Raw genomic sequence first — 20,064 nt, 5'->3', positions numbered from 1 at the left:
TCTTTCTCCTTCGCACCGCCCCGCCGCAGCGACGCCATGCAGATTTCTCAGCAGCCGGTCCCGGGCACGCCATCATGACCTCGCCACCGTCTCTTGCAAGGCCCGCGCCAGCGCTTCGACGCGGATGGGTTTGATGATGTAGTCGTCCATGCCCGCGGCCAGGCAGGCCTCGCGGTCGCCCTGCATCGCGTTGGCCGTCATCGCGACGATACGGGGGCAATGTGGCAGGGCCCTGAGACGCTGCGAGGCTTGCAGCCCGTCCATCCCGGGCATGCGCACGTCCATCAGGATGAGGTCGTAGGCTTGGCGCTGCACCGCCTGGACGGCCTCCAGCCCGTTGTGAGCAAGGTCGGCCTGGTAGCCCATCTGGCTGAGCAGGCGCAGCGCCAGTTTCTGGTTCACGCTGTTGTCTTCGGCCAGCAGGATGCGCAGTGGATGGCGCGCGGCCAGTTCGGGGTCGCCGCGGGGCATGGCCGGGGTCTGCGCCGGGGGCTCGCAGGCCGGGGCCTGGATCTGAAAGCTGAACGTGCTGCCGCGCCCCGGCCCCTCGCTGTGCACGCTCATGCCACCGCCCATCAACTCGGCCAGGGTCTTGCTGATGACCAGGCCCAGCCCCGTGCCGCCATAGCGGCGCGCGGTGTCGCCTTCGGCCTGGCTGTAGGGCTGAAACAACCGGGCCAGGCCCTCGGCGCTCAGGCCGATGCCCGGGTCCCGGACCTCGAAATCGATGCGCGCGCCCGGCCCCTGCTGCACGCTCAGCCGCACCTCGCCTTGCGCCGTGAACTTGACGGCGTTGGACAACAGGTTCAGCAGGATCTGCCGCAGCCGCATCGGGTCGGAGCGCACCGCCGCCGGCAGGTCGGCGCCGAAATCACAGCTCAGGGAGACGCTCTTCTCGGCGGCGCGGTAGTGCAGCAGCTCGACGCAGGCCTCCACCGTCTCGCGCAGGCGCATCGGCGTGGACTCCACCGCCATCTTGCCGGCCTCGATCTTGGAGAAGTCCAGGATGTCGTTGATGACGACCAGCAGCGCGTCGGCCGAATCGCGGATGGTGCAGGCATGCTCGCGCTGCTCGTCCGACAGGGGCGTGTCCAGCAGCAAGCCGGTCATGCCGATGACGGCGTTCATCGGCGTGCGGATCTCGTGGCTCATGGTCGCCAGGAAGTCACTCTTGGCGGCGTTGGCCGCTTCCGCCACGGCACGCGCCGCCTGCGTCTCGTCGAACAGGCGGGCGCTCTGCAGGGCGATGCCCATGCCGGCGGCGAGCGTTTCAAGCAGGCGTACGTCGTTGTCGTCGTAGGCATGCTCGCGCTCGCTGCTGGCCAGCGACAGGAAGCCCAGCACCGCACCGCCATGCAGCACCGGGGTCATCACCTGTGACTTGCGCATCTCCCCCGGCAGCAACGGTGCGGAGCCCAGTCGGCGCAGCGCGCCCTCCCAGTCTTCGTTGACGACGAGGGTACGGCCGGTGCGCACCACCTCGGCGGCAAAGCCTGTCAGCGGCAGCGGCGCCACGTTGACGCGCTTGCCGCCAACGGTCTGGTAGACGTAGTGCATCAGGCCGGTCTGCGCGTCCAGCAGGCGCACACCGACAAAGGCGGTGCGAAAGACCTCCCCGAGCGTGCGCCCGACCACCTCGCAAACGCCGTGCTGCGTCAACTCATTGGCCAGCGCCAGCTGAACCCGGTTGAGGGTCACGAGCTCGTCGTTGCGCCGCTGGGCATCGCTCAGCAGGCGCTCGTTCTCCAGGCGCAGGCGGATGGAAGTCAGGATCACCCGGTGGTGGCGCTGCACGTAGGCGATCACGACGACCGCCACGATGAACAGGGCGACCACCAGCAGGGCTTGCATTCGAACGCCGCTGGCCAGCGCGCGCACCGTGAACGGCAGCAGCATCGGCACGACGAAGGCGTAGACGCTGGGCAGATGGGTCGCCGTGGCCGTGGCAGCCGCCGCCGTATTGCACAGCAGGGCCACCGACAGCACCATCAGGCGCAGCGGGTCGGGTGTCAGGTAGAGCGCGCCGGCCACGCCCCAACTGGCACCCAGCACCAGATGAAACATCGTCTGCAGGCGCGCCACCTTGTCGTAGCGGCCCGCGGCGGCCTGGCGCCTTTGCATCGGCACCAGGAACACAAAGTAGACCGCCACCAACGCCACGGTGAACGCGGCCCAGGCGGCAAAACCCGGCATCTCGCCCGACCACGACAAGCCCAGCCCAAAGACCGTGACACCCCCCACATTCGCCGCGATGCCCGGGCGCAGGTTGCGCTCGTGAAGCGCGAACTGCTCGGCCGTCACTGGCGACGCCATGGCGAGCGCATTCGGGTCAGCCAAGCTGGGCTCCGGTCGCCTTCAGGGCCGCCACCAGCGCGTCCACCCGGATCGGCTTGGTCACATAGTCATCCATGCCCGCCGCCAGGCAGGCTTCGCGGTCACCCTGCATGGCGTTGGCCGTCATGGCGACGATGCGCGGGCGCTGTGGCAATGCCTTCAGGCGCCGCGAGGCCTCCAGCCCATCCATCTCGGGCATCTGCACGTCCATCAGGATCAGGTCATAGGTCTGGCGCGCCACCGCCTCGAGCACCTCGATGCCGTTGCTGGCCACATCCGCCCGGTAGCCCATCTGGCTGAGCAGGCGCAGCGCCAGCTTCTGGTTCACGACGTTGTCCTCGGCCAGCAGGATGCGCAGCGGGTGACGCTCGGCCAGGCCCGGGTCCAGGCGCGGCGCGGCTGGGGCATCGCCAGTGGCCACGGCCTTGCCGGCAAGCAGCGCCATCAGCATGTCGTGCAGCTGGCTCTGGCGCAGCGGCTTGTGCAGATAGGCGGCAAAGGCGTCGGCGGCATCGCCCACCTCCTTGCGGCCCAGCGAGCTGAACAGCACGCGCGGCAGCGCGGGCGCCAGCGGCTGCATGCGGCGGGCCAGCTCCACGCCGTCCATGCCCGGCATGTGCATGTCCAGGATGGCGAGGTCGAAGCGCTCGCCGGCCTGCAGCCATTGCAGGGCCTGCTCGGGCGACTCGGTGTCCAGCGGCACCAGGCCCCACTTGGCCAGTTGCAGGGCCAGCACGCGCCGGTTGGTGGCGTTGTCGTCGACCACCAGCAGGCGGCGGCCCTTGAGCGCCGTCTGCGGGCCGAAGAACTCGCGCCGCGCCATCGTCTGCGGCTCCGCCAGCGGGGCCACGATCGTGAAGTGGAAGCTGGAGCCCTGGCCCGGCCCGGCGCTCTCGGCCCACATGCGCCCGCCCATCAGCTCGGCCAGCAGGCGCGAGATGGCCAGGCCCAGCCCGGTGCCGCCGTATTTGCGGCTGGTGCTGGCATCGGCCTGGCTGAACTTCTGGAACAGCTTGGCCAGGGCGGCCTCGCTCATGCCGATGCCGGTGTCGCGCACGGTGAAGCTGATCTCGTAATCCCCGCCGCCGTCGCCGTTGCAAGGCCGGGCGGTGATCGTCAGCACGACCTCGCCGGCCTCCGTGAACTTGACCGCGTTGGACAGCAGGTTGAGCAGGATCTGGCGCAGCCGCGTCAGGTCGCCGTTCACCGAGGTCGGCACGTCGCCCTCGAACAGGTAGGCCAGGTCCAGCCGCTTCTGGGCGGCGCGCGGCGCCACCAGGTCCAGGGCGGACTCGACGCAGTCACGCAGGTCGAAGGGCTGGGCCTCGATGTCCATGCGGCCGGCCTCGATCTTCGAGAAATCGAGGATGTCGTTGATGATGGTCAGCAGCGCATCGCTGCTGTCGCGCACGGTGGTGGCGTAGTCGCGCTGGTCGGCGTCCAGCGTGGTGTCCAGCAGCAGGCCGCTCATGCCGATGACGGCATTCATCGGCGTGCGGATCTCGTGGCTCATCGTCGCCAGGAAGGCGCTCTTGGCCTCGTTGGCGGCCTCGGCCTGCTCGCGGGCCTGCCGGGCCTCGTGGAAGAGCCGCGAGTTCTGGATGGCGATGACGGCCTGGTCGGCGAAGGTGCGCAGCATCGCCACCTCCTGGGGCGCGAAGCCAGACGGCGGGAAGCGCGTGACGTGCAAGGCCCCGATGCCCTCGTCGCGCCACAGCATCGGCACCACGAGCACCGAGTAGTTGCCAAACTTGTGCGCCAGTTCGCGCAGTCCCCAGGGCACGCCGGAACCGCCCAGGACATCCGGAAAATCCAGCACCTCGCGGCGCGCTATGGCCAGCCCTTGCATCGACTGGCCCACCGGCACCGGGTAATAGGTCGCCACCGCCTCGCGCGCCGCATCGGTTTGGCCAAGATGTGCCTCAAGCCGCACCAGCCCGTCCGCCCCGACCACGCCGATGCCGGCGTCCTGCACGCCGAACAACCGGCGGCAACACTCCACGATGCTCTGGAACACGGGCTTGGCATCTGCCACCGCGCCGCTGATGACCTGCAGCACCTCGGCCGACGCGGTCTGCCGCCGCAATGCCTCCCGGGTCTCGTTGAACAGGCGCACGTTCTCGATGGCGATGACCGCCTGGTCGGCAAAGGTCTGCAGCAGCGCTATCTCGCAGGCCGCAAACGCGCGCACCTCGTTGCGCAGCAACGCGATCACCCCCACCGCGGCACCGTTGCGCAGCAGCGGCATGCTGAGCACGCTGCGGAAACCGTGGCGCGCCTGCAGTTCGCGCACCTCCGGGTACTCGGTGGCGATCAGCGGCAGCACGTCTTCCACATGGACGAAGCGCTGTTCCAGCACGGCCCGCCCGGCGATGGAGCTGCGTTGCAACGCCAGCACCTCGCCCTGGGCGGCGCTGTAGCCGGGTCCGTAGCTCGTCATCGCGTGCAGCTGGCCGTCTCGCACCAGCCAGACCCGGGCGCCATCGGCCTTGCAAAGCTGGCCCGCGCGCTGCGCGACGGCGTCCAGCACGGGCTGCACGTCGCTGGGGGATTCGCTGATGACGCGCAGGACCTCGCTGGTCGCGGTCTGGCGCTCCAGCGCCTGCTGGGTCTGGTTGAACAGCCGGGCGTTGTACAGCGCCACACTCATGCTGGCCGCCAGCGTATCGAGCAGGCGCAGCCGGGTCTCGTCGAAGGCGTGCTCCCGCTCGAAGTCCTGCACGACGATGGCGCCCAGCATGCTGTCGCCGCCCGGAATGGGCACCATCGCAAAGGCCAGCGGCTGCCCGGTGCCGGCCTCGGCCTGGCTGCCGTCGGCCATGATCTCGGCCAGTGTGTTCATCACCACGGGCTTGCCGTCGCGCAGCATGCGCTCGCCCGGGCCGCCGGGGCGCGGTGGCACGCGGCGCGACGGCATGCGCTGACCGCGCTCGAAGGCATAGGCCCAGTGCGCCAGCCCGGTCTCGGGCTCGTAGATGACGATGGCCAGGTCGTCGCTGCGCAGCAGCTCGCGCAGCCTGTCGCCGACCAGCTCGATGATGCGATCGAAGTCCAGCAGCCCGGCGACGCCGCGCTGCACCGTGTTGATGACCTCCAGTTCGGCGTTGCGCTGGCGCTCGGCCTCGTAGCTGAAAACGCTGCCCAGCGCCATGCTGAGGCTGGCCGCGACGGTCTCGATCAGCTTGACGGCGGCTGGCGCGAAGGCGCGCTCCCGGCCAATGCCGACGGCCACCACCCCCAGCGCCGCGTCGGCGGTCAGCAGCGGCGCATAGACCCAGGAATGGCCGACGGTGGTGCGGCCCATCACGCGCGGCGTGATGCCGTGCTCGCGCTGGAATTCGCGCAGCTCGACCTCGTCGGCGAACACCAGCGTGCGGTGCTGACGGATGGCCTGCACGCTGACGCCGGGCTGGTTGCTCGGCTCGGGATGGAAGCGCTCGCCATGGTCGACCAGGTAGGGGAAGCTGGTCAGGCCTTGCTGCGCGTCGTGCAGCGCGATACCCAGCACGTCGGCAACGAACAGCTCGCGCAGCTTGTCGCCGACCAGGTCGATGACGGCTTGGCGGTCGAACTGCCCGGCCAGGCCCTGCTGGATGGCGTTGAGGACCGCCAGCTCTGCCTCGCGTTGGGCGAGGGCGCTACGCAGCTGCTCGGCCTCGCTCACCGTGGCGCCTCCTGCAACCGGGCCTGCTCCAGCGCAGCCACCAGCGCCTCGACCCGGATCGGCTTGGTGATGTAGTCGTCCATGCCGGCGGCCAGGCAGACCTCCCGGTCGCCCTGCATCGCGTTGGCCGTCATGGCGACGATGCGCGGCCGCTCGCCCTGCGCCACGCGCGCGGCGATCTGCCGCGTGGCCTCCAGCCCGTCCATCTCGGGCATCTGCACGTCCATCAGGATCACGTCATAGGTCTGGCGCTGCACGGCTTCGACGGCCTCGATGCCGTTGGCCGCCAGGTCGGCCCGGTAGCCCATCTGCTGCAGCAGCCGCATCGCCAGCTTCTGGTTCACGACGTTGTCCTCTGCCAGCAGGATGCGCAGCGGGTGGCGCTCGGCCAGGTTGCGCGTCGCCACCGGCTCGGCACGCTGGCGGCGCGGGCTGGGCAGCACGCCGGCCGCCACCGCCGCGCGCAGCGTGAAGCCGAAGCGCGAGCCGCGGCCGGGGCCCTCGCTCTCGGCCCACATGCGCCCACCCATCAGCTCGGCCATGCGCCGGCTGATGGCCAGGCCCAGGCCGGTGCCGCCGTATTTGCGCGAGGTGCTCGCGTCGGCCTGGCTGAAGCTCTGGAACAGCCGCGCCAGGCCCTGCGGGGTCAGCCCGATGCCGGTGTCGCGCACCAGGAAGCGCAGCTCCACGCCGCCTTCGGCCGATGTCACCGGCGTGGCGTCCACCTCGACGGTGATGCTGCCGGCCTCGGTGAACTTGACCGCGTTGGACAGCAGGTTCAGCAGGATCTGGCGCAGCTTGGTCACGTCGCCGACAACACCGGGCGGCACGCCGGGCGCGAGGTCCACGGCCAGGGCCAGGCCTTTCTCGCGGGCGCGCGGCGCGATCAAGTCGATGGCCGCATCCACGCAATCGCGCAGCGCGAACGGCGCGCTCTCCACGTCCATGCGGCCGGCCTCGATCTTCGAGAAGTCGAGGATGTCGTTGATGATGGTCAGCAGCGATTCGCCGGCCTCGCGGATGGTGGCCGCGTGGTCGCGCTGCTCGTCGCTGAGGGGCGAGTCCATCAGCAGGCCGCTCATGCCGATGACGGCGTTCATCGGCGTGCGGATCTCGTGGCTCATCGTCGCCAGGAAGGCGCTTTTGGCCGCGTTGGCCTGCTCGGCCGCGGCCTTGGCGGCCTGGGCTTCGCCGAACAGGCGCGAGTTCTCCATCGCCACCGAGGCCGCCAGGCTCAAGCCCACGAGGAAATCCAGCTCGCTGCTGCGAAACGCCTGGCCGCCCAGGCGCCAGACGGTCAGCGCACCCAGCACGCGCGGCCCGGCGTGCAGCGGCGCCACCATCATGCGTTCGTCGGGATCCTCGTCGGTGCCCTCCATCCGCATCGCGCGCGGGTCGTCGCGCGTGGCGTTGATGACGCCGGGCTCGCCCTTGGCGATCAGCGAGCCGATGATGCCCTCGCCGGCCGTGATGACGGCGTCGCGCAGCGGTTCCTCGTAGATGCCGATGGCGACGATGGCGCGGTAGCGCCGCGCTGCGCCCCCGCCCTCCTCTTCCTCGGGCACGAAGACGGCGCTGTTGTCGGCGTCCAGCAGCTCCTTGGCGTGCACGGCGATGCGGTTCATGACCGTCGGCAGGTCCAGCGTTGCCGAGATCTCACGGCCCACCTCGGCCAGGGCCGCGCTCTCCCGCGTGCGGCGCTGGATCTCGTCGAACAGGCGGGCGTTCTCCAGCGCCACGCCGACGCTGGCACCCACCGTGCTGAGGAAGCGCACGTCGGCCTCGCTGAAGGCGTCCTCGCGCTCGTAGTTCTCCACGAGGATGGCGCCCAGCACCTGGTCGCTGCCGATGATGGGCACGTTGGCGAAGCACAGCGCCTGGTCGGTGCCCGGCACGGCGAGCAGGCCGGCCGCGGCGATCTCGGCCAGGTTGCGGCAGACCAGCGGCTGGCGCGTGCGGCGCATCTGCTCGAAGGGCCCGTCCGGCGCCGGGCGCTCGGGCGGCAGCTGGATGGGCACGCCGTGTTCCAGCTCGTAGAGGTAGTGGTTGAGGCCCGTGACCGGGTCGAACCAGCGGATGCCGATGTCCTGGGTCTTGAGCAGCTCGCAGAGCCGGTCCCCCACGCGCTGGATGATGGCCTCGAAGCTGAGCTCCGGCGAGATGCTCTGCTGCAGGTTGTTCAGCATGGCCAGTTCACCGACGCGGCGCTCCACCTGGGCCTTGCTGGCCAGCAGCTCGGCCGTGCGCTCGGCAACACGCTGCTCCAGGCCCTCGCGCAGCCGCAGGTTGGCCAGCGCGACGGCGGCCTGCGCGGCCAGCATGACGAGCAGGTCGCGGTCGGCCTCGCGGAAGCGTCCGAAGGCGCCGTCCAGGTCGGCGTAGAGATAGCCCACCAGCTCGCGCTCGGCGATCAGCGGTGCGATCAGGCAGGAGCGCTGCTGCACGGCGGGCACGCCTTCGGGGCCGATGCGCAGGCTCGCCGCACGGCTGCCGCGCGCCTCTTCCAGCCAGGGCGTGATGGCGGCCAACAGGGCCGTCTCGCCACCGGCCTCGCCCTGGGGCAGCAGATGGCTGGCGACGTGGCGCAGGTTGCCGCCGTACTCCAGCACCAGCAGCACGCGCTCGGCCCCGCTGATCTCGGCCGACTCGTCGACGAGAAACTCGTGCAGCTCGGCCCCGGTGGCCAGCTCGGCCAGGCGCAGGCCGACGTCGACCTGGCGGGCGAAGCGTTCATCCAGATGCGCGGCGCCGTTGAGATGGCGCGGCCGGCCGCCCTCGGCCAGCCAGGCCTGCACGACGGCGCGCGCCACCGGGCGCTTGCTCAGCGAGTTGCGCTTCAGCCCCTCGTCGGACAGCCCCGCCAGCCGCAGGCACAGGAAGCGATATGCCCGCGCCAGCGCCACGCTGGCATCGCGATTGCGGCCCGCCGCGCGCAGCGCCTGGCAGCGCCGCCACCACAGCCCCGGCAGGTCCAGGTTCTCCAGCGGCGCCAGGCCCTGGGCCGCATGCAGGCGCGCAGCTGCGCCACTGGCCTCCAGCGCCGCCGGCAGCCGGCCGGCGCCCAGCTCGGCCCAGGCGATGAGGCCCAGGTCGGCCATGCGCTGGGCGGCCGAAGGTGAATGTTCGAGGGCCTGGCGGAACAGCGCCGCCGCCGCCGCTGCATCGCCCCCGGCCATGGCCAGCTCGCCGCGCAGCCGTGCGATCTCCGAGCGAAAGCCCGGGTTCTGGCGCGTCAGGCCCAAGGCGTCCGCCTCGTCGGCGTACCGGCATGCGCCGGCCAGCGCGCCGCCCTCCAGGTCCAGGCGGGCCAGCGCCGTCAGCGTGTAGGGCAGCAGGGCCGTGGCACCCGTGCGGCGCCAGATCGCCAAGGCCGCCAGGTAGTGGCGGCGCGCGCGCCGGTTCAGGCCCAGCGTGACGTAGAGGTTGCCGATGTTGTGGATGGCCGTGCCCTGGCGCTCGGCATAGCCGGCGGCGGCATAGGCCGCGAGCGCCAGCTTGCACAGGCGCAGGCAGTCGGCGAGGTCGGGGTTGTTGAAGGTCTGCGCGTTGTAGGCATTGCCCTGGCCGAGCAGGTCGCCACTGGCCAGCGCCAGGGCCAGCGCGCCCTCGGACGCCGCGCGCGCCTCGGCAACAAAGCCCAGCATGCCCAGCAACAGCGATTCGACGTAGCCGCAGCGCCCCTGGGGCACCGTCTTGCCGGCGGCAGCGAACAGCGCGGCCGCTTCGTGCACGCGGCCCAGCGCCATCTCGGGATCACGCTGGCAGCGGCACTGGGCCTCGGCCAGCAGGGCCAGCGCGTAGGCGCGGCTCAGTGGCTCGGCGCCGGTCTCTGCCAGTGCGGCCTCGGCGGTGGCGATGGCCGCCAGCAGCTCGCCGCGGCGCATCTGCACCAGGCCCAGCGCAAGGCGGGCGCGCAGCTGCCAGTCGGGCTCGCTCTCGGCCAGTGTGCCCAGCGCCTGGGCGGCTTCGGCCGCGGCGGCCAGGTCGCCGAGCGCGATGAAGCTCTCGGCCCGCAACTCCAGCACGCGGCCGTCGAAACACCAGCCCGCACTCGCGTCGATCAGGCGCTGATGCTGACCCGACCAGGCCAGATCGGCCAAATCCTCCAACACGACGGCATCAAGGCGCAGGGACATCGCGGGCGGAAGCGAAGCTGGGGCGCCGGCAGTCTAGGCCCTATTGACACCGTGGCAATGGGCCCTGCCCTAGCCTGCCTGGGGCAGGGTCAACCTCATGACCGTCCCCAAAGGGCCGGTGCGCAACAGTTCGGCGCTGCCGCCGTGCATGTCCATCACGCGGCGCACGATGTACAGGCCCAGGCCGTGGGCCGACTCCGTACCGCCGCTGCCGCGCGCACCGCGTGTGAACAGGCGCGGCAGCAGCTCGCGCGGGATGCCAGGGCCGGCGTCGGCCACCTCCAGCTGCAGGGCGGGCGGTTCGTCGAAGTCGATCACGTGCAGGGTCACGGGGCTGACCCCGGGCGCGTACTTCAGCGCGTTGGACAGCAGGTTGCGCAGCGCCAGGCGCATCAGGCTCATGTCCATCAACGCCGTGCGCGTGGCCGTGTGGCGGTGCACGACGACGCGGTCGCGCTGATCGCGGGGAAGGTCGGCGATGGTCACGGCGATCAGCGTGTCGATGTCCGCGTCCTCGCGTGCGATGCGGCCGCCGCCCGCCAGCAGGCTGGCCGCGGCCAGCGTGTTGTCCACGCCGGCCAGCACCTGGCCGAGCACGGCCTGGGCGCGCGTCAGCCGTTCCTGGGCCTGGCGCTCGCCGCGGCCGGCCAGGCTGGCGGCGGCGCTCTGCAGCGCGGCGCTGGCGTTGTTCAGCGGCTGGCGCACCTCGTGGGCCAGCACGTCCAGCATCTCGGAGCGCTCGTGCAGCAGCTGGTCCAGCTCCTGCACGTGGCGCTCGGTCTGGCGGCGCATGCGCTGCTCGTGAGCCAGCTCGGCGCGGCGCTGCAGGTCTTCGGTGATGTCGTCCACCAGGGCCAGCGCGCGCAGCGGCCGGCCCTCGGCGGTGTATTCGGCCACGGCCGAGACCAGCACGTCGCGCAGCCGGCCATCAGCGCAGATGAGTTGCACCGGGCAGTCGCCGACATGGCCGTCGCGCCACATCGCCGGGCGATAGACCTCGCGCACCTGCTGGCTGGACTCGGGCGTCATGAAGTCGTCCAGCGCCCGGCCGACGACCTGCTGGCGCTTGTAGCCCAGGTGCGCCAGCCAGCGGTCGGACACGCTGAGTACACGGCCGGCCGCATCGACCGAATGCATCAGCGCCGGCGTCGACTCGTACAGCGCGCGCAGGCGCTGGCGGTTGTGCTCCAGCTCGACGGCCGCGCGGTGATGCTCGGTGACGTCCTGGAAGGCGCCCACCAGCCGCACCGGCACGCCGTCCTGCCAGTCAACCTGGCCCTGGGACAGCACCCAGATCTCGCGGCCCTTGGCCGTCACCAGCGGCAGTTCCAGGCTCCAGGGCTCGCCATGCTGCATGCCCCGCTGCACGGCGGCCTGGATGACGGGCCGCGCCTCGGGCTTGTAGTAGCCGATCGCCTCCTCCAGCGAGGGAACGTAGCCGGGCTCGCGGTCGTGGATGCGGCAGGTCTGGTCGCTCCAGATGATCTCCTCGGTCTGCAGGTCCAGGCTCCAGCCGCCGATGCCGGCAACGCGGCCGGTGCGGTCCAGCAGCGCCTTGCTGTCGCGCAGCTCACGCTCGGCGCTGATGCGGTCGGTCACGTCCTCGACGATGCCGACAAACCCGCGCAGCTCGCCGTCCGGCGCCAGCAAGGGCGTGGCACGCGCCCAGACTTGGCGCAGGCTGCCGCTGCCCTGCCCTCCACGGCGGACCCGGTAGCGCATCTCGAAGGGCTGGCGCCGCTCGACGCAGCGCCGCCAGTGGTCCAGCACCGAGGCGCTGTCCTGGGGTGCCAGCGTGGCGGCCCAGCCCTCGCCCAGGCCGGCCTGGGCCGTGAGGCCGCAAAAGCGCTGCCAGTTCGCGTTCGTGTAGATGAAATGACCTGCCGCGTCGGTGCGGAAGATGCCCAGCGGCGCTGTATCGGCCAGCACGCCGAAGGGCTGCTCGGCGTCCGCCGCGTCAACGCGGTTGAGCGCCCGTTCACGCATCATCAACGCCTCGGCGGCGGCATCGGCCAGGCGGGTCAGCGCCTCGCGCTGGGCCTCGCTCAGCTCGCGCGGCCGGAAGTCGACGACGCACAGCGTGCCCGGGTGGCTGCCGTCGTCCAGGCGGATGGGCACGCCGGCGTAGAAGCGCAGCGGCGGGCTGGCCAGCACGTCGGGGTGGTCGACGAAGCGCGCGTCCAGGCGCGCGTCGCGCACCTCGAACAGGCCGTCGGCCAGCAGCGTGTGGGCGCAGAAGGTCAGCGCACGCGGCGTTTCGCTGCGGCCGAAGCCGACGGCGGCCTTGAACCACTGCCGGTGCTCATCCAGCAGGCCGAGCAGGGCCACCGGCGTGCCGCAGATCTGCGCGGCCAGGGCGGCCAGGTGGTCGAACAGCGGCTCGGGCTCGCTGTCCATGACGGCCAGCGCCGCCAGGCGGGCGAGGCGGCGGTCTTCGTCGGGCGGCGGGGGTGGAATCACCATGGCTGACAGCTTAGGGCCTGTTAACCCTAGGGCGTGTCCGGGCGGATGCGGCAAGATGCCGGCATGCACGAGAACGACGTCGACGCGCTGATCACCCGCGTCAATGCCGGCGAGGCCGGCGCCCAGGACGCGCTGTTCGCGACCGCCTACCCGGCGCTGCGCGAGCTGGCCAGCGCACGCCTGCGCGACGGTGGCGGCCATGCGGGCGGCCTGCACACCACCCAGCTCGTGCACGAGAGCTATCTGCGCCTGGCGAACAGCGCCCGCCTGCGGCCCGAGAGCCGGCGCGAGTTCTTCGCCTACGCGGCCCGCGTGATGCGCGAGTTCATCGTCGACACGCTGCGCCGTCCGCGCGCCGGCGACGCGCTGACGCTGGACACGGCCGTCGAGATCGCCCTGCCGTCCGATGCCGACGACGTGCTGCGCCTGCACGAGGCCCTGGCCGCGCTGCAGGCCGCCGAGCCGCGCCTGGCCCAGGTGGTGGAGATGCGCTACTTCGGCGGCTACACCGAGACCGAGATCGGCGAGGTGCTGGGCCTGACCGAACGCACCGTGCGGCGCGATTGGGACAAGGCCCGCCTGCTGCTGCTGGCCCTTCTGCGGTGAGCATGAGGCCCCCACGCTCGCTGCGCGCTCTGTCCCCCGAGGGGGCGTGTCAACGCCTTCGGGCGGCCGGGCGGCATTGACATGGCCAGCCTCACCGCCGCCGACCTCGCCGCCCTCAGCCCGCTGCTGGACGAGGCGCTGGCCCTGCCGGTGGGCGAGCGCGAGGCCTGGCTAGCCCGGCTGGACAACCCGCGCTGGCGCGAGGAGTTGGCCCGCATGCTGGCCGACCAGGCGGGCCTGGCCGACAGCGGCGCCTTCACGACCCTGCCGCACCTGGCCGATGCCGCGCCCGCCGCGCCGGGCGAGTTGATCGGCCCCTGGCGCCTCATGGAGGAGGTCGGCCGCGGCGGCATGGGCAGCGTCTGGCGCGCCGAGCGGGCCGACGGCGTCTACGAACGCGAGGTGGCGCTGAAGCTGCCGCGCCGCTCGCGCCGCGCCCACGCTGAGGACAGGACGCTGGCCGAACGCCTGGCCGCCGAGCTGCGCATCGTCGCGCGGCTGGAGCACCCCCACATCGCCCGCCTCTACGACGCCGGCATCGACGCCCAGGGCCGCCCTTATCTGGCCATGGAGTACGTGGCCGGACTGCCCATCCACCAGCACGTGAAGCACCGGCAGCTGGACGTGACCGCCACGCTGGCCCTACTGGCCCAGGTGGCGCGCGCCGTGGCGCATGCGCACGCTTGCGGCGTCATCCACCGCGACCTCAAGCCCGGCAACGTCCTCGTCGCCGCCGACGGCACGCCGCGGCTGCTGGATTTCGGCGTGGCGACGCTGCGCGCCGGGCCGGGTGCAACCCCGGCCTCGGGCGGCCTGACGCCGGCGCATGCGGCGCCCGAGCAGCTGGCCGGCGCCCCGGCCAGCGAGGCCGGCGACGTCTATTCCCTGGGCGTGCTGGCCTACGAGCTGCTGAGCGGCGAGCTGCCCGGCGCCAGCCCGCCACCGCCCAGCCAGCGCTGCGCCAACCCCGCACGCAGCCGCGCGCTGCGAGGCGGGCTGGATGCACTGGTGCTGCGCGCGCTGTCACCCGACCCCGCCCGCCGCCCGGCTAGTGCCGCCGCCTTCGCCACCGCACTGGAGGCTGAAGGCCAGCGCCTGGGCCCGGCCGGGCGCCGCCACCGCCGCGCCGTGACCGCCGCGGCCGGGGTGCTGGTGGCCCTGAGCCTGGGCGCGGGCGTTGCCGTCGTGGAGGCCCAGCGCGCTGCCGCCGCCAACGACCGTGAGCTGGCCGCACGTGCCTTCGTCGCGGAGGTCTTCAAGCTGCAGGCGCCGGCCTCGGCCTCGGGTTCGGATGCCAGGCAGACACCGGCCGAGCTGCTGGCGCGCAGCACTGCCCTCATCGAACCGCGCTTCGAGCCGGCCGCGCGGGCCGAGATGTACGCCGGCCTCAGCCATCTGCTGGCCGACATGGGCGCGCCGCGCCTGGCCGCCGACGTCGGCACACGCCGCCTCGCCGCACTGCACGACGCCAAGGCCGGCACGGCCGAGCACGCCAACGCCTGGCGCCAGCAGGCCGCCGCCCAGCTCGACGCCCGCGACCCCGAGGCTGCCGAAGCCAGCGCCCGGCAGGCCCTGGCGCTGCAGCCCGGCGATGCAGACGCCGAACTGCTGCTGGTGCGCAGCCTGGTCGCCCGCCATCGCTTTGCCGGCGCCGCGCCGCTTCTCACCGCCCTGGAAGCCCGCCTGCCCGCCAGCGGCCTGGCCACCGCCTGGGCGCAGTCGCTGCGCGGCCGCCTGCTGCTGGCGGAGAACCGCCGCGACGAGGCGCTGCCGCGGCTGCAGCGCGCCGCCTCCACCGCGCTGGCCGCGGCGGGACCGAACTCGCTGGACCTCGTTGCGCTGCGCCTGGCGGCGGCCGACGCACTGCTGGGCGCGGGCCAGTCGCGCGAACTGCAGGCGCAGCTCGACGGGGCGCTGGCCACGCTGGATCGCCTGGGCGGCGCCCACGCCGTGCGCGCCGCGCTCATCGCCGCGCGCATGGCCACGGCCCGCTACACCGGCTATTTCCAGATCAATGCCGACGAGGCGCTGGCCACCATCCGCGCCAGCCGCGCCCGGTTGGCAGCGCGCGGCGAGGCGCTGCCGGACGAGATCGCCGCGCCGCTGGATCTGTACGAGGCCAGCGTGCTGGCCCGCAGCGGCGACATCGGACTCGCCCTACCGCTGATCCAACGCAGCCGCGCCGCGCTGGAGGCCGACGCGCGCACGCCGCCCGAGCGCCTGCGCCTGGGCCACACGCTGGGCGAGATCTACGAGGCGCTGGGCCGGCATGCCGACGCCGACCGCTACTACCGCATCGCGCTGCAGGCCCGCATCGACGGTGGCTACGCCAGGCATCCCTTGACAGCCTTCCAGTACATGTCGGCGGCGACGAACCTGTCCGCCGGCGGCCGTACCGCTGAGGCGCTGGCCCTGCTGGCCCAGGCGCCGGACTTCCCCGCCGTGCGCGGCGAGGGCACGCCCAACCCGCTGCGCTACGCCCAGATGGTGCAGGCCGCCCGTGCCCGCGTGCTGCTGGATGCCGGCCGTGCGGCCGACGCCATCGCGGCGCTGCCTGCGGCGCTGCTGACGCCGGCCGCCGACGACCGCGTCAGCCTCTACGACACCCAGCTTGCGCTGGCCCTGCGCGGCGAGGCCCGCTGCGCGCTGCGCCAGAGCGCGGCCGGCCTGGCCGACCTGCAGGCCAGCCTGGCCCTGGCCGCGCGCACCCGCGACGACCCGCTGGACACCGACCTGGCGCGCCTGCACGCGCTGACCGGCGCCTGTGCACTGGCCCAGGGCGACAAGCCCCAAGCGCGGCTCGAAGCCGAGCTGGCACACCGCAGCTTCGCCGCCCGGCCCTGGGCCGCCGACTACCGCCAGGCGCCGCTGCGCCGGTTGGACATCGCGCTGGCTTCGCGCTGAACCGCATTGCGGCCGTCGCCCGCGGGGCGTAGCGTCGCCTCTTTGCGTCCAGGGAGAACCACATGTTCAAACTCAACGGATGGCTGCTGGCGTTGCTGATCGCGCCCGTGCATGCCGATGTCGTCAGCGACTGGGCCGAGGCCACGCCCAAGGTGCTGCTCAAGTCGCCACGCGCACAGGCGCCGCACGCAACGCTGCTGACCGACCTGGCGATGTTCAACGCGCTGAACGCGATCACGCCGCGCTACCAGGCCTATGGCACACCGCCGGAGCCCGTGCCCGATGCCTCGCCTGATGCCGCCGTCGCTTCCGCCGCGCGGGTCGTGCTGGGCAGCGTTCAGGGTGCGGACCAGGCGCTGATCGACAAGACCTACGAGGCCTCGCTGAAGGCGGCCACTGATCCAGCCGCACGCGCCAAGGGCGTGGCGCTGGGCCGGCGCGTTGCACTGGCGCTGCTGGCCGCGCGGGCCGACGACGCCTTCGCACGTGTCGAACCGCCCAAGGTGGAGCCGGCACCGGGCATCCATGTGCTGACGCCCGAGTACAAGCAGGAGTCGGGCATCGGCCTCTCCCGCATGAAGCCCTTCGGCATCAAGGGCGTGGCCGCGTACGACCCCGGCCCGCCGCCGGCCGTGGGCAGCGCCGTCGCGCTGCGCGACCTGGCCGAGGTGAAGGCCGTGGGCGGGCGCGTCAGCACGCAGCGCACGGGCGAGCAGTCGGTCATCGCGCTGTTCTGGAACTCCGGCGAGGGTGAGGATGCCGTGGCGATGCTGAAGACCCTGGCCGAGGCGCAGAAGGCCACGCCGCTGGAGTTCGCCCGCATGCTGGCGCTGATGGACATGGCCGACCTGGACTCGCGCATCGTCTACGTCGGGCTGAAGACCAAGTACCGCCACTGGCGGCCTTACAACGCGCTGCGTGGCGCCTTCGCCGATGCCAAGCTGCGCGATGCGGCCTGGGAGCCGCTGATCCACACGCCGCCCAACAGCGACTACCCGTCGGGAGGCGCCGTGGGCGGCGGCAATCTGCAGACGCTGATGGCGGCCTTCCGCGGCGACAGCAAGGCGCCGCTGGTGTGGGTCAACACCGCGCTGTCGATGACACGCAGTTGGGCCACGCCCGAGGCCATGGGCCAGGAACTGGCCAACTCACGCGTGTGGAGCGGCGTGCACTTCCGCAACTCGATCGACGTCGGCTACCGCCTCGGCCAGAAGGTGGCCGAAGAGGTGCTGGCGACGCAGTTGCGGCCGCTACCTTAGGGCGCTGCGCGACCCAGGTTGCGCACCCAGAAGGCTTCGTACTTGCGGTGCCAGCCGGCGGGCTTGACCACGCCACCCATGGCATGCACGCCGTCCGGGTCGAGGAAGAGCTCGACCAGCGACTCCTTGCCTGAGTCCAGCAGCTCGCGGTAGACGTTGACGGTGTCCTGGTAGAGCACGTTCGGGTCCTGCATGCCGTGCACCAGCATCAGCGGCTTCTTCAGGCCCTTGGCCAGCGGCAGCAGCGAGTACTTGCGCAGCACGGGCTTGGTGCGGTCGGTGGCCTTGCCGATGGTGCGGCCGCTGTACCAGCTGTTGTAGTTCTCCCATTCCGTCGGGCCAGCGCCGGCAATGCCGGCGGCGAACACATCGGGGTGGGTGTACATCGTGTACTGGGTCTGGAAGCCGCCGAAGCTCCAGCCGTTCAGGCCGACGCGGCTCGCGTCCACGCCGAACTGCGCAGGCAGCAGCTTGGCCAGGTCTTCCAGGTCCTCGGCCTGGGGCTCGCCGGCGCGCTCCCAGTTGGCGTCGGAGAACTTGCGGCCGTAGTTGCTGTGGCCGCGCGGGTCCACGGCGACGGTCACGTAGCCGTACTTGGCGGCCATGTACTGGCCGAACAGGTAGGCGGTGTTCTGGAAGCTGTCGACCTCGACGATGTGGCGGTCGTTCAGCGGGCCGCCGTAGACGTAGACGATGGCCGGGCGCTTGTCGCTCGCCTTCCAGCCGGCGGGCTTGAAAGCATAGGCCTCGATGCGGTCGCCGTGGCGGTTGGTGAAGTTGAAGCGCTCGGGCTGCAGCAGCTTGAGATCGGCCCAGGCCTTGTCGCTGCTGTCGGTCAGCGTGCGCGGCGCTGCTTTGCCATCGGTGGCCAGCAGCTTGAGCTCCGGGCGCTGGGCCCAGTTGCCGGCGTTGGCCGCCACCCAGCGGCCGTCTTCGGACGACGCCGCTGCGCGATGGAACTCGCCCGCCGCACCCACGGCCTGCATCGCGCCGCTGGCCAGGTCGACACGCAGCACATTCATCGCCGCCGTGTCGCCCTGGTTGGCCAGCACGAACATGGCCTTGCTGTCGGCCGTGAAACCGACGACCTGGTGGGCCTCGAACTCGCCCTTCACCAGCGGGCGCAGCGCCTTGGTGGCCACGTCGATGGCATGGGGCTGACGCCAGCCGGCTTCGTCCAGCGTCAGCACCAACGTCTTGCCGTCGGGCGTGAAGCGGGGCTTCAGCACGTTGACGACTTCGTGGCCGACGTCGCCGCGGCGCTCCAGCACCATCTCGGGCTTGGCACTCTCGTTGGCTGCACCCAGGTAGACCCGCAGCAGCTCCTTGTCGCGCTCCCAGGTCGTGAAGGCGTATCGGCTGCCGTCGCGTGCCCAGGCCACGTCGCTCATCTCGAACCAGACGTCACCGCCCGCGTTGGTGAACACCGGCTCGGCCTGCTTGCGCGGCGCGGCATCGCCAGCCGGCACCTGGCGGATGTAGAGGGCCAGCGGCTTCTCGTTGCGCTTGTCGTCGGACACCTCGCGGTTGACCTTCTTGGCCGTGGCCCAGCGCTCGCTGTAATTCATGATCTCGACCTGCTTGGGCGGCGGGGCCGGCTTGTCGTCGGCCGTCTTCAGCGGCGCCCTGGCCAGCAGCGACATCCAGCGGCCGTCCTCGCTGATGGCGGTCTGGTCGATGCGGTACTTCTTCTGCTCGTCGTCCGGGTGGATGAGCTCGCGGTTGACGATCTGCACGCCGGGCTGCTTGAAGCTGGCGCGCAGCACGCGGGTCTCGTCCATGAAGACGAAGCCGGCGTCGTCGGCCGTGTAGTCCACGATGCGCAGCTCACGCTGGGTCGCCACCAGTGGCGTGGGTGCCTTGTCGTCAGCGCGCCAGCGATAGAGCCCGCCGCGGTACTGCAAGATCAGCTCGTCGGCCTTGTGCGCCCAGACGAACTGGGCCGTGCCAGGGTAGAGGTCGGTGGGCTTGAGCTTGTCGCGGGCGAGCTTCTTCTTCAGCTCGTCGCGGAGTTCCCAGAGGTCCTTTTCCTTGTCGTCCTTCTTGTCCGGCGACGAGGCGGCGGACGCGGGCGCGGCTGCAACGGGCACCGGCTTGCCGGCACGCTTGGCGGCCAGTGCGGCGGCGGCCTGCTTCTCGGCATCGGCGTCGGCCTTGTCGGCGGCCTTCTGCGCGTCATCCTTGGCCTTCTTCTCGGCCAGTTCCTTCTTCAGCGTGGCGATCGCGGCGGCTTCCCACTGCGACAGGTCGACCTTGTCGCCGCGCAGGTAGGCCTGCTGCGCGACCTCCCGGGCCTGGCGCTCGGCGTACTCGTCCTGGCGCTGCTTGAGCTTCTTGTCGAAGCGCTCCATGTCCTCGGGCGCCTCGAAGGCGGCCATCAGCTGGGGCGAGGTGATGCGCTGGGTCTTGCCCGTCTTGGTGTCATGCACCCAAAGGTCGGTGCCGGGCTCGCCGAAGGGGCTCCACAGGTAGGCCAGGTAGCGGCCGCTGCGGCTGAACGCGGCGTCCTTGGCGTTCTCGCCGCGGTAGGGCTCGGCGCGGAAGATCTGTTCGAGATTCGGAACAGGCTTGGCAGCGACGGTCTGCGCCTGCAAGGGCACTGCCGCCGACATGGCCAGGGCAAGGGCCAGGCTGCCGAGGGCAGCGAAGGTCACGGGCTTCAAGGGGGTCTCCTGAACTTGCCCCCTAGGGTTAGGGG

General features: G+C 71.7%; 8 protein-coding genes. 3 read left to right on the top strand and 5 right to left on the bottom strand.

Annotation, left to right across the window (positions count from 1 at the left end; translation table 11 throughout):
• Positions 1–72: 72 nt before the first annotated feature.
• The 4 genes from AC07V5_RS09665 to AC07V5_RS09650 form a co-directional block, all read right to left on the bottom strand.
• Positions 73–2,313: a response regulator gene (locus tag AC07V5_RS09665; protein WP_495115434.1), complete on the bottom strand. Its 2,241-nt coding sequence runs from the start codon at positions 2,311–2,313 to the stop codon at positions 73–75.
• Positions 2,314–2,329: 16 nt separating this feature from the next.
• Entirely contained in the window at positions 2,330–5,998 is a 3,669-nt protein-coding gene (locus AC07V5_RS09660; protein WP_495115433.1) for a response regulator, read from the bottom strand.
• A complete protein-coding gene (locus tag AC07V5_RS09655) occupies positions 5,995–10,134 on the bottom strand; it encodes a GAF domain-containing protein (protein WP_495115432.1) in 4,140 nt (1,379 codons plus the stop codon). The genes AC07V5_RS09660 and AC07V5_RS09655 overlap by 4 nt, the downstream gene beginning before the upstream one ends.
• Positions 10,135–10,203: 69 nt before the next feature.
• Positions 10,204–12,597, bottom strand: coding sequence for a sensor histidine kinase (locus AC07V5_RS09650; RefSeq protein ID WP_495115431.1), 2,394 nt, complete (start codon positions 12,595–12,597; stop codon positions 10,204–10,206).
• A gap of 63 nt (positions 12,598–12,660) precedes the next feature.
• On the opposite strand from AC07V5_RS09650, the gene AC07V5_RS09645 reads away from it, so the two are divergent.
• From AC07V5_RS09645 to AC07V5_RS09635, 3 genes are all read left to right on the top strand, one after another.
• Positions 12,661–13,203 carry an ECF-type sigma factor gene (locus AC07V5_RS09645; RefSeq protein ID WP_495115430.1) on the top strand — a complete coding sequence of 181 codons (543 nt, stop codon included), beginning with the start codon at positions 12,661–12,663 and terminating at the stop codon, positions 13,201–13,203.
• Between the two features lie 81 nt (positions 13,204–13,284).
• Positions 13,285–16,107 (top strand): serine/threonine-protein kinase, encoded by a 2,823-nt coding sequence (locus tag AC07V5_RS09640; protein WP_495115429.1) that lies wholly within the window; start codon positions 13,285–13,287, stop codon positions 16,105–16,107.
• A 62-nt stretch (positions 16,108–16,169) separates the two neighbouring features.
• Positions 16,170–17,366 carry a vanadium-dependent haloperoxidase gene (locus AC07V5_RS09635; protein ID WP_495115428.1) on the top strand — a complete coding sequence of 399 codons (1,197 nt, stop codon included), beginning with the start codon at positions 16,170–16,172 and terminating at the stop codon, positions 17,364–17,366.
• On the opposite strand, the gene AC07V5_RS09630 is transcribed toward AC07V5_RS09635, so the two are convergent.
• On the bottom strand, positions 17,363–20,020 hold the full coding sequence (locus AC07V5_RS09630; protein WP_495115671.1) for a S9 family peptidase: 2,658 nt from the start codon (positions 20,018–20,020) through the stop codon (positions 17,363–17,365). The genes AC07V5_RS09635 and AC07V5_RS09630 overlap by 4 nt on opposite strands.
• Positions 20,021–20,064 lie beyond the last annotated feature (44 nt).

The sequence above is a fragment of the Roseateles sp. GW821-FHT02E12 genome (genome assembly GCF_059421665.1).
Note: the sequence above shows the minus strand (reverse complement) of the source record. Positions and strands in the feature narration are given on the sequence as shown.

Coding starts and splice junctions, on each gene's coding strand:
- AC07V5_RS09665 (WP_495115434.1), bottom strand. CDS start 2,313: ATGGCGTCGCCAGTGACGGCCGAGCAGTTCGCGCTTCACGAGCGCAAC.
- AC07V5_RS09635 (WP_495115428.1), top strand. CDS start 16,170: ATGTTCAAACTCAACGGATGGCTGCTGGCGTTGCTGATCGCGCCCGTG.
- AC07V5_RS09640 (WP_495115429.1), top strand. CDS start 13,285: ATGGCCAGCCTCACCGCCGCCGACCTCGCCGCCCTCAGCCCGCTGCTG.
- AC07V5_RS09645 (WP_495115430.1), top strand. CDS start 12,661: ATGCACGAGAACGACGTCGACGCGCTGATCACCCGCGTCAATGCCGGC.
- AC07V5_RS09650 (WP_495115431.1), bottom strand. CDS start 12,597: ATGGTGATTCCACCCCCGCCGCCCGACGAAGACCGCCGCCTCGCCCGC.
- AC07V5_RS09655 (WP_495115432.1), bottom strand. CDS start 10,134: ATGTCCCTGCGCCTTGATGCCGTCGTGTTGGAGGATTTGGCCGATCTG.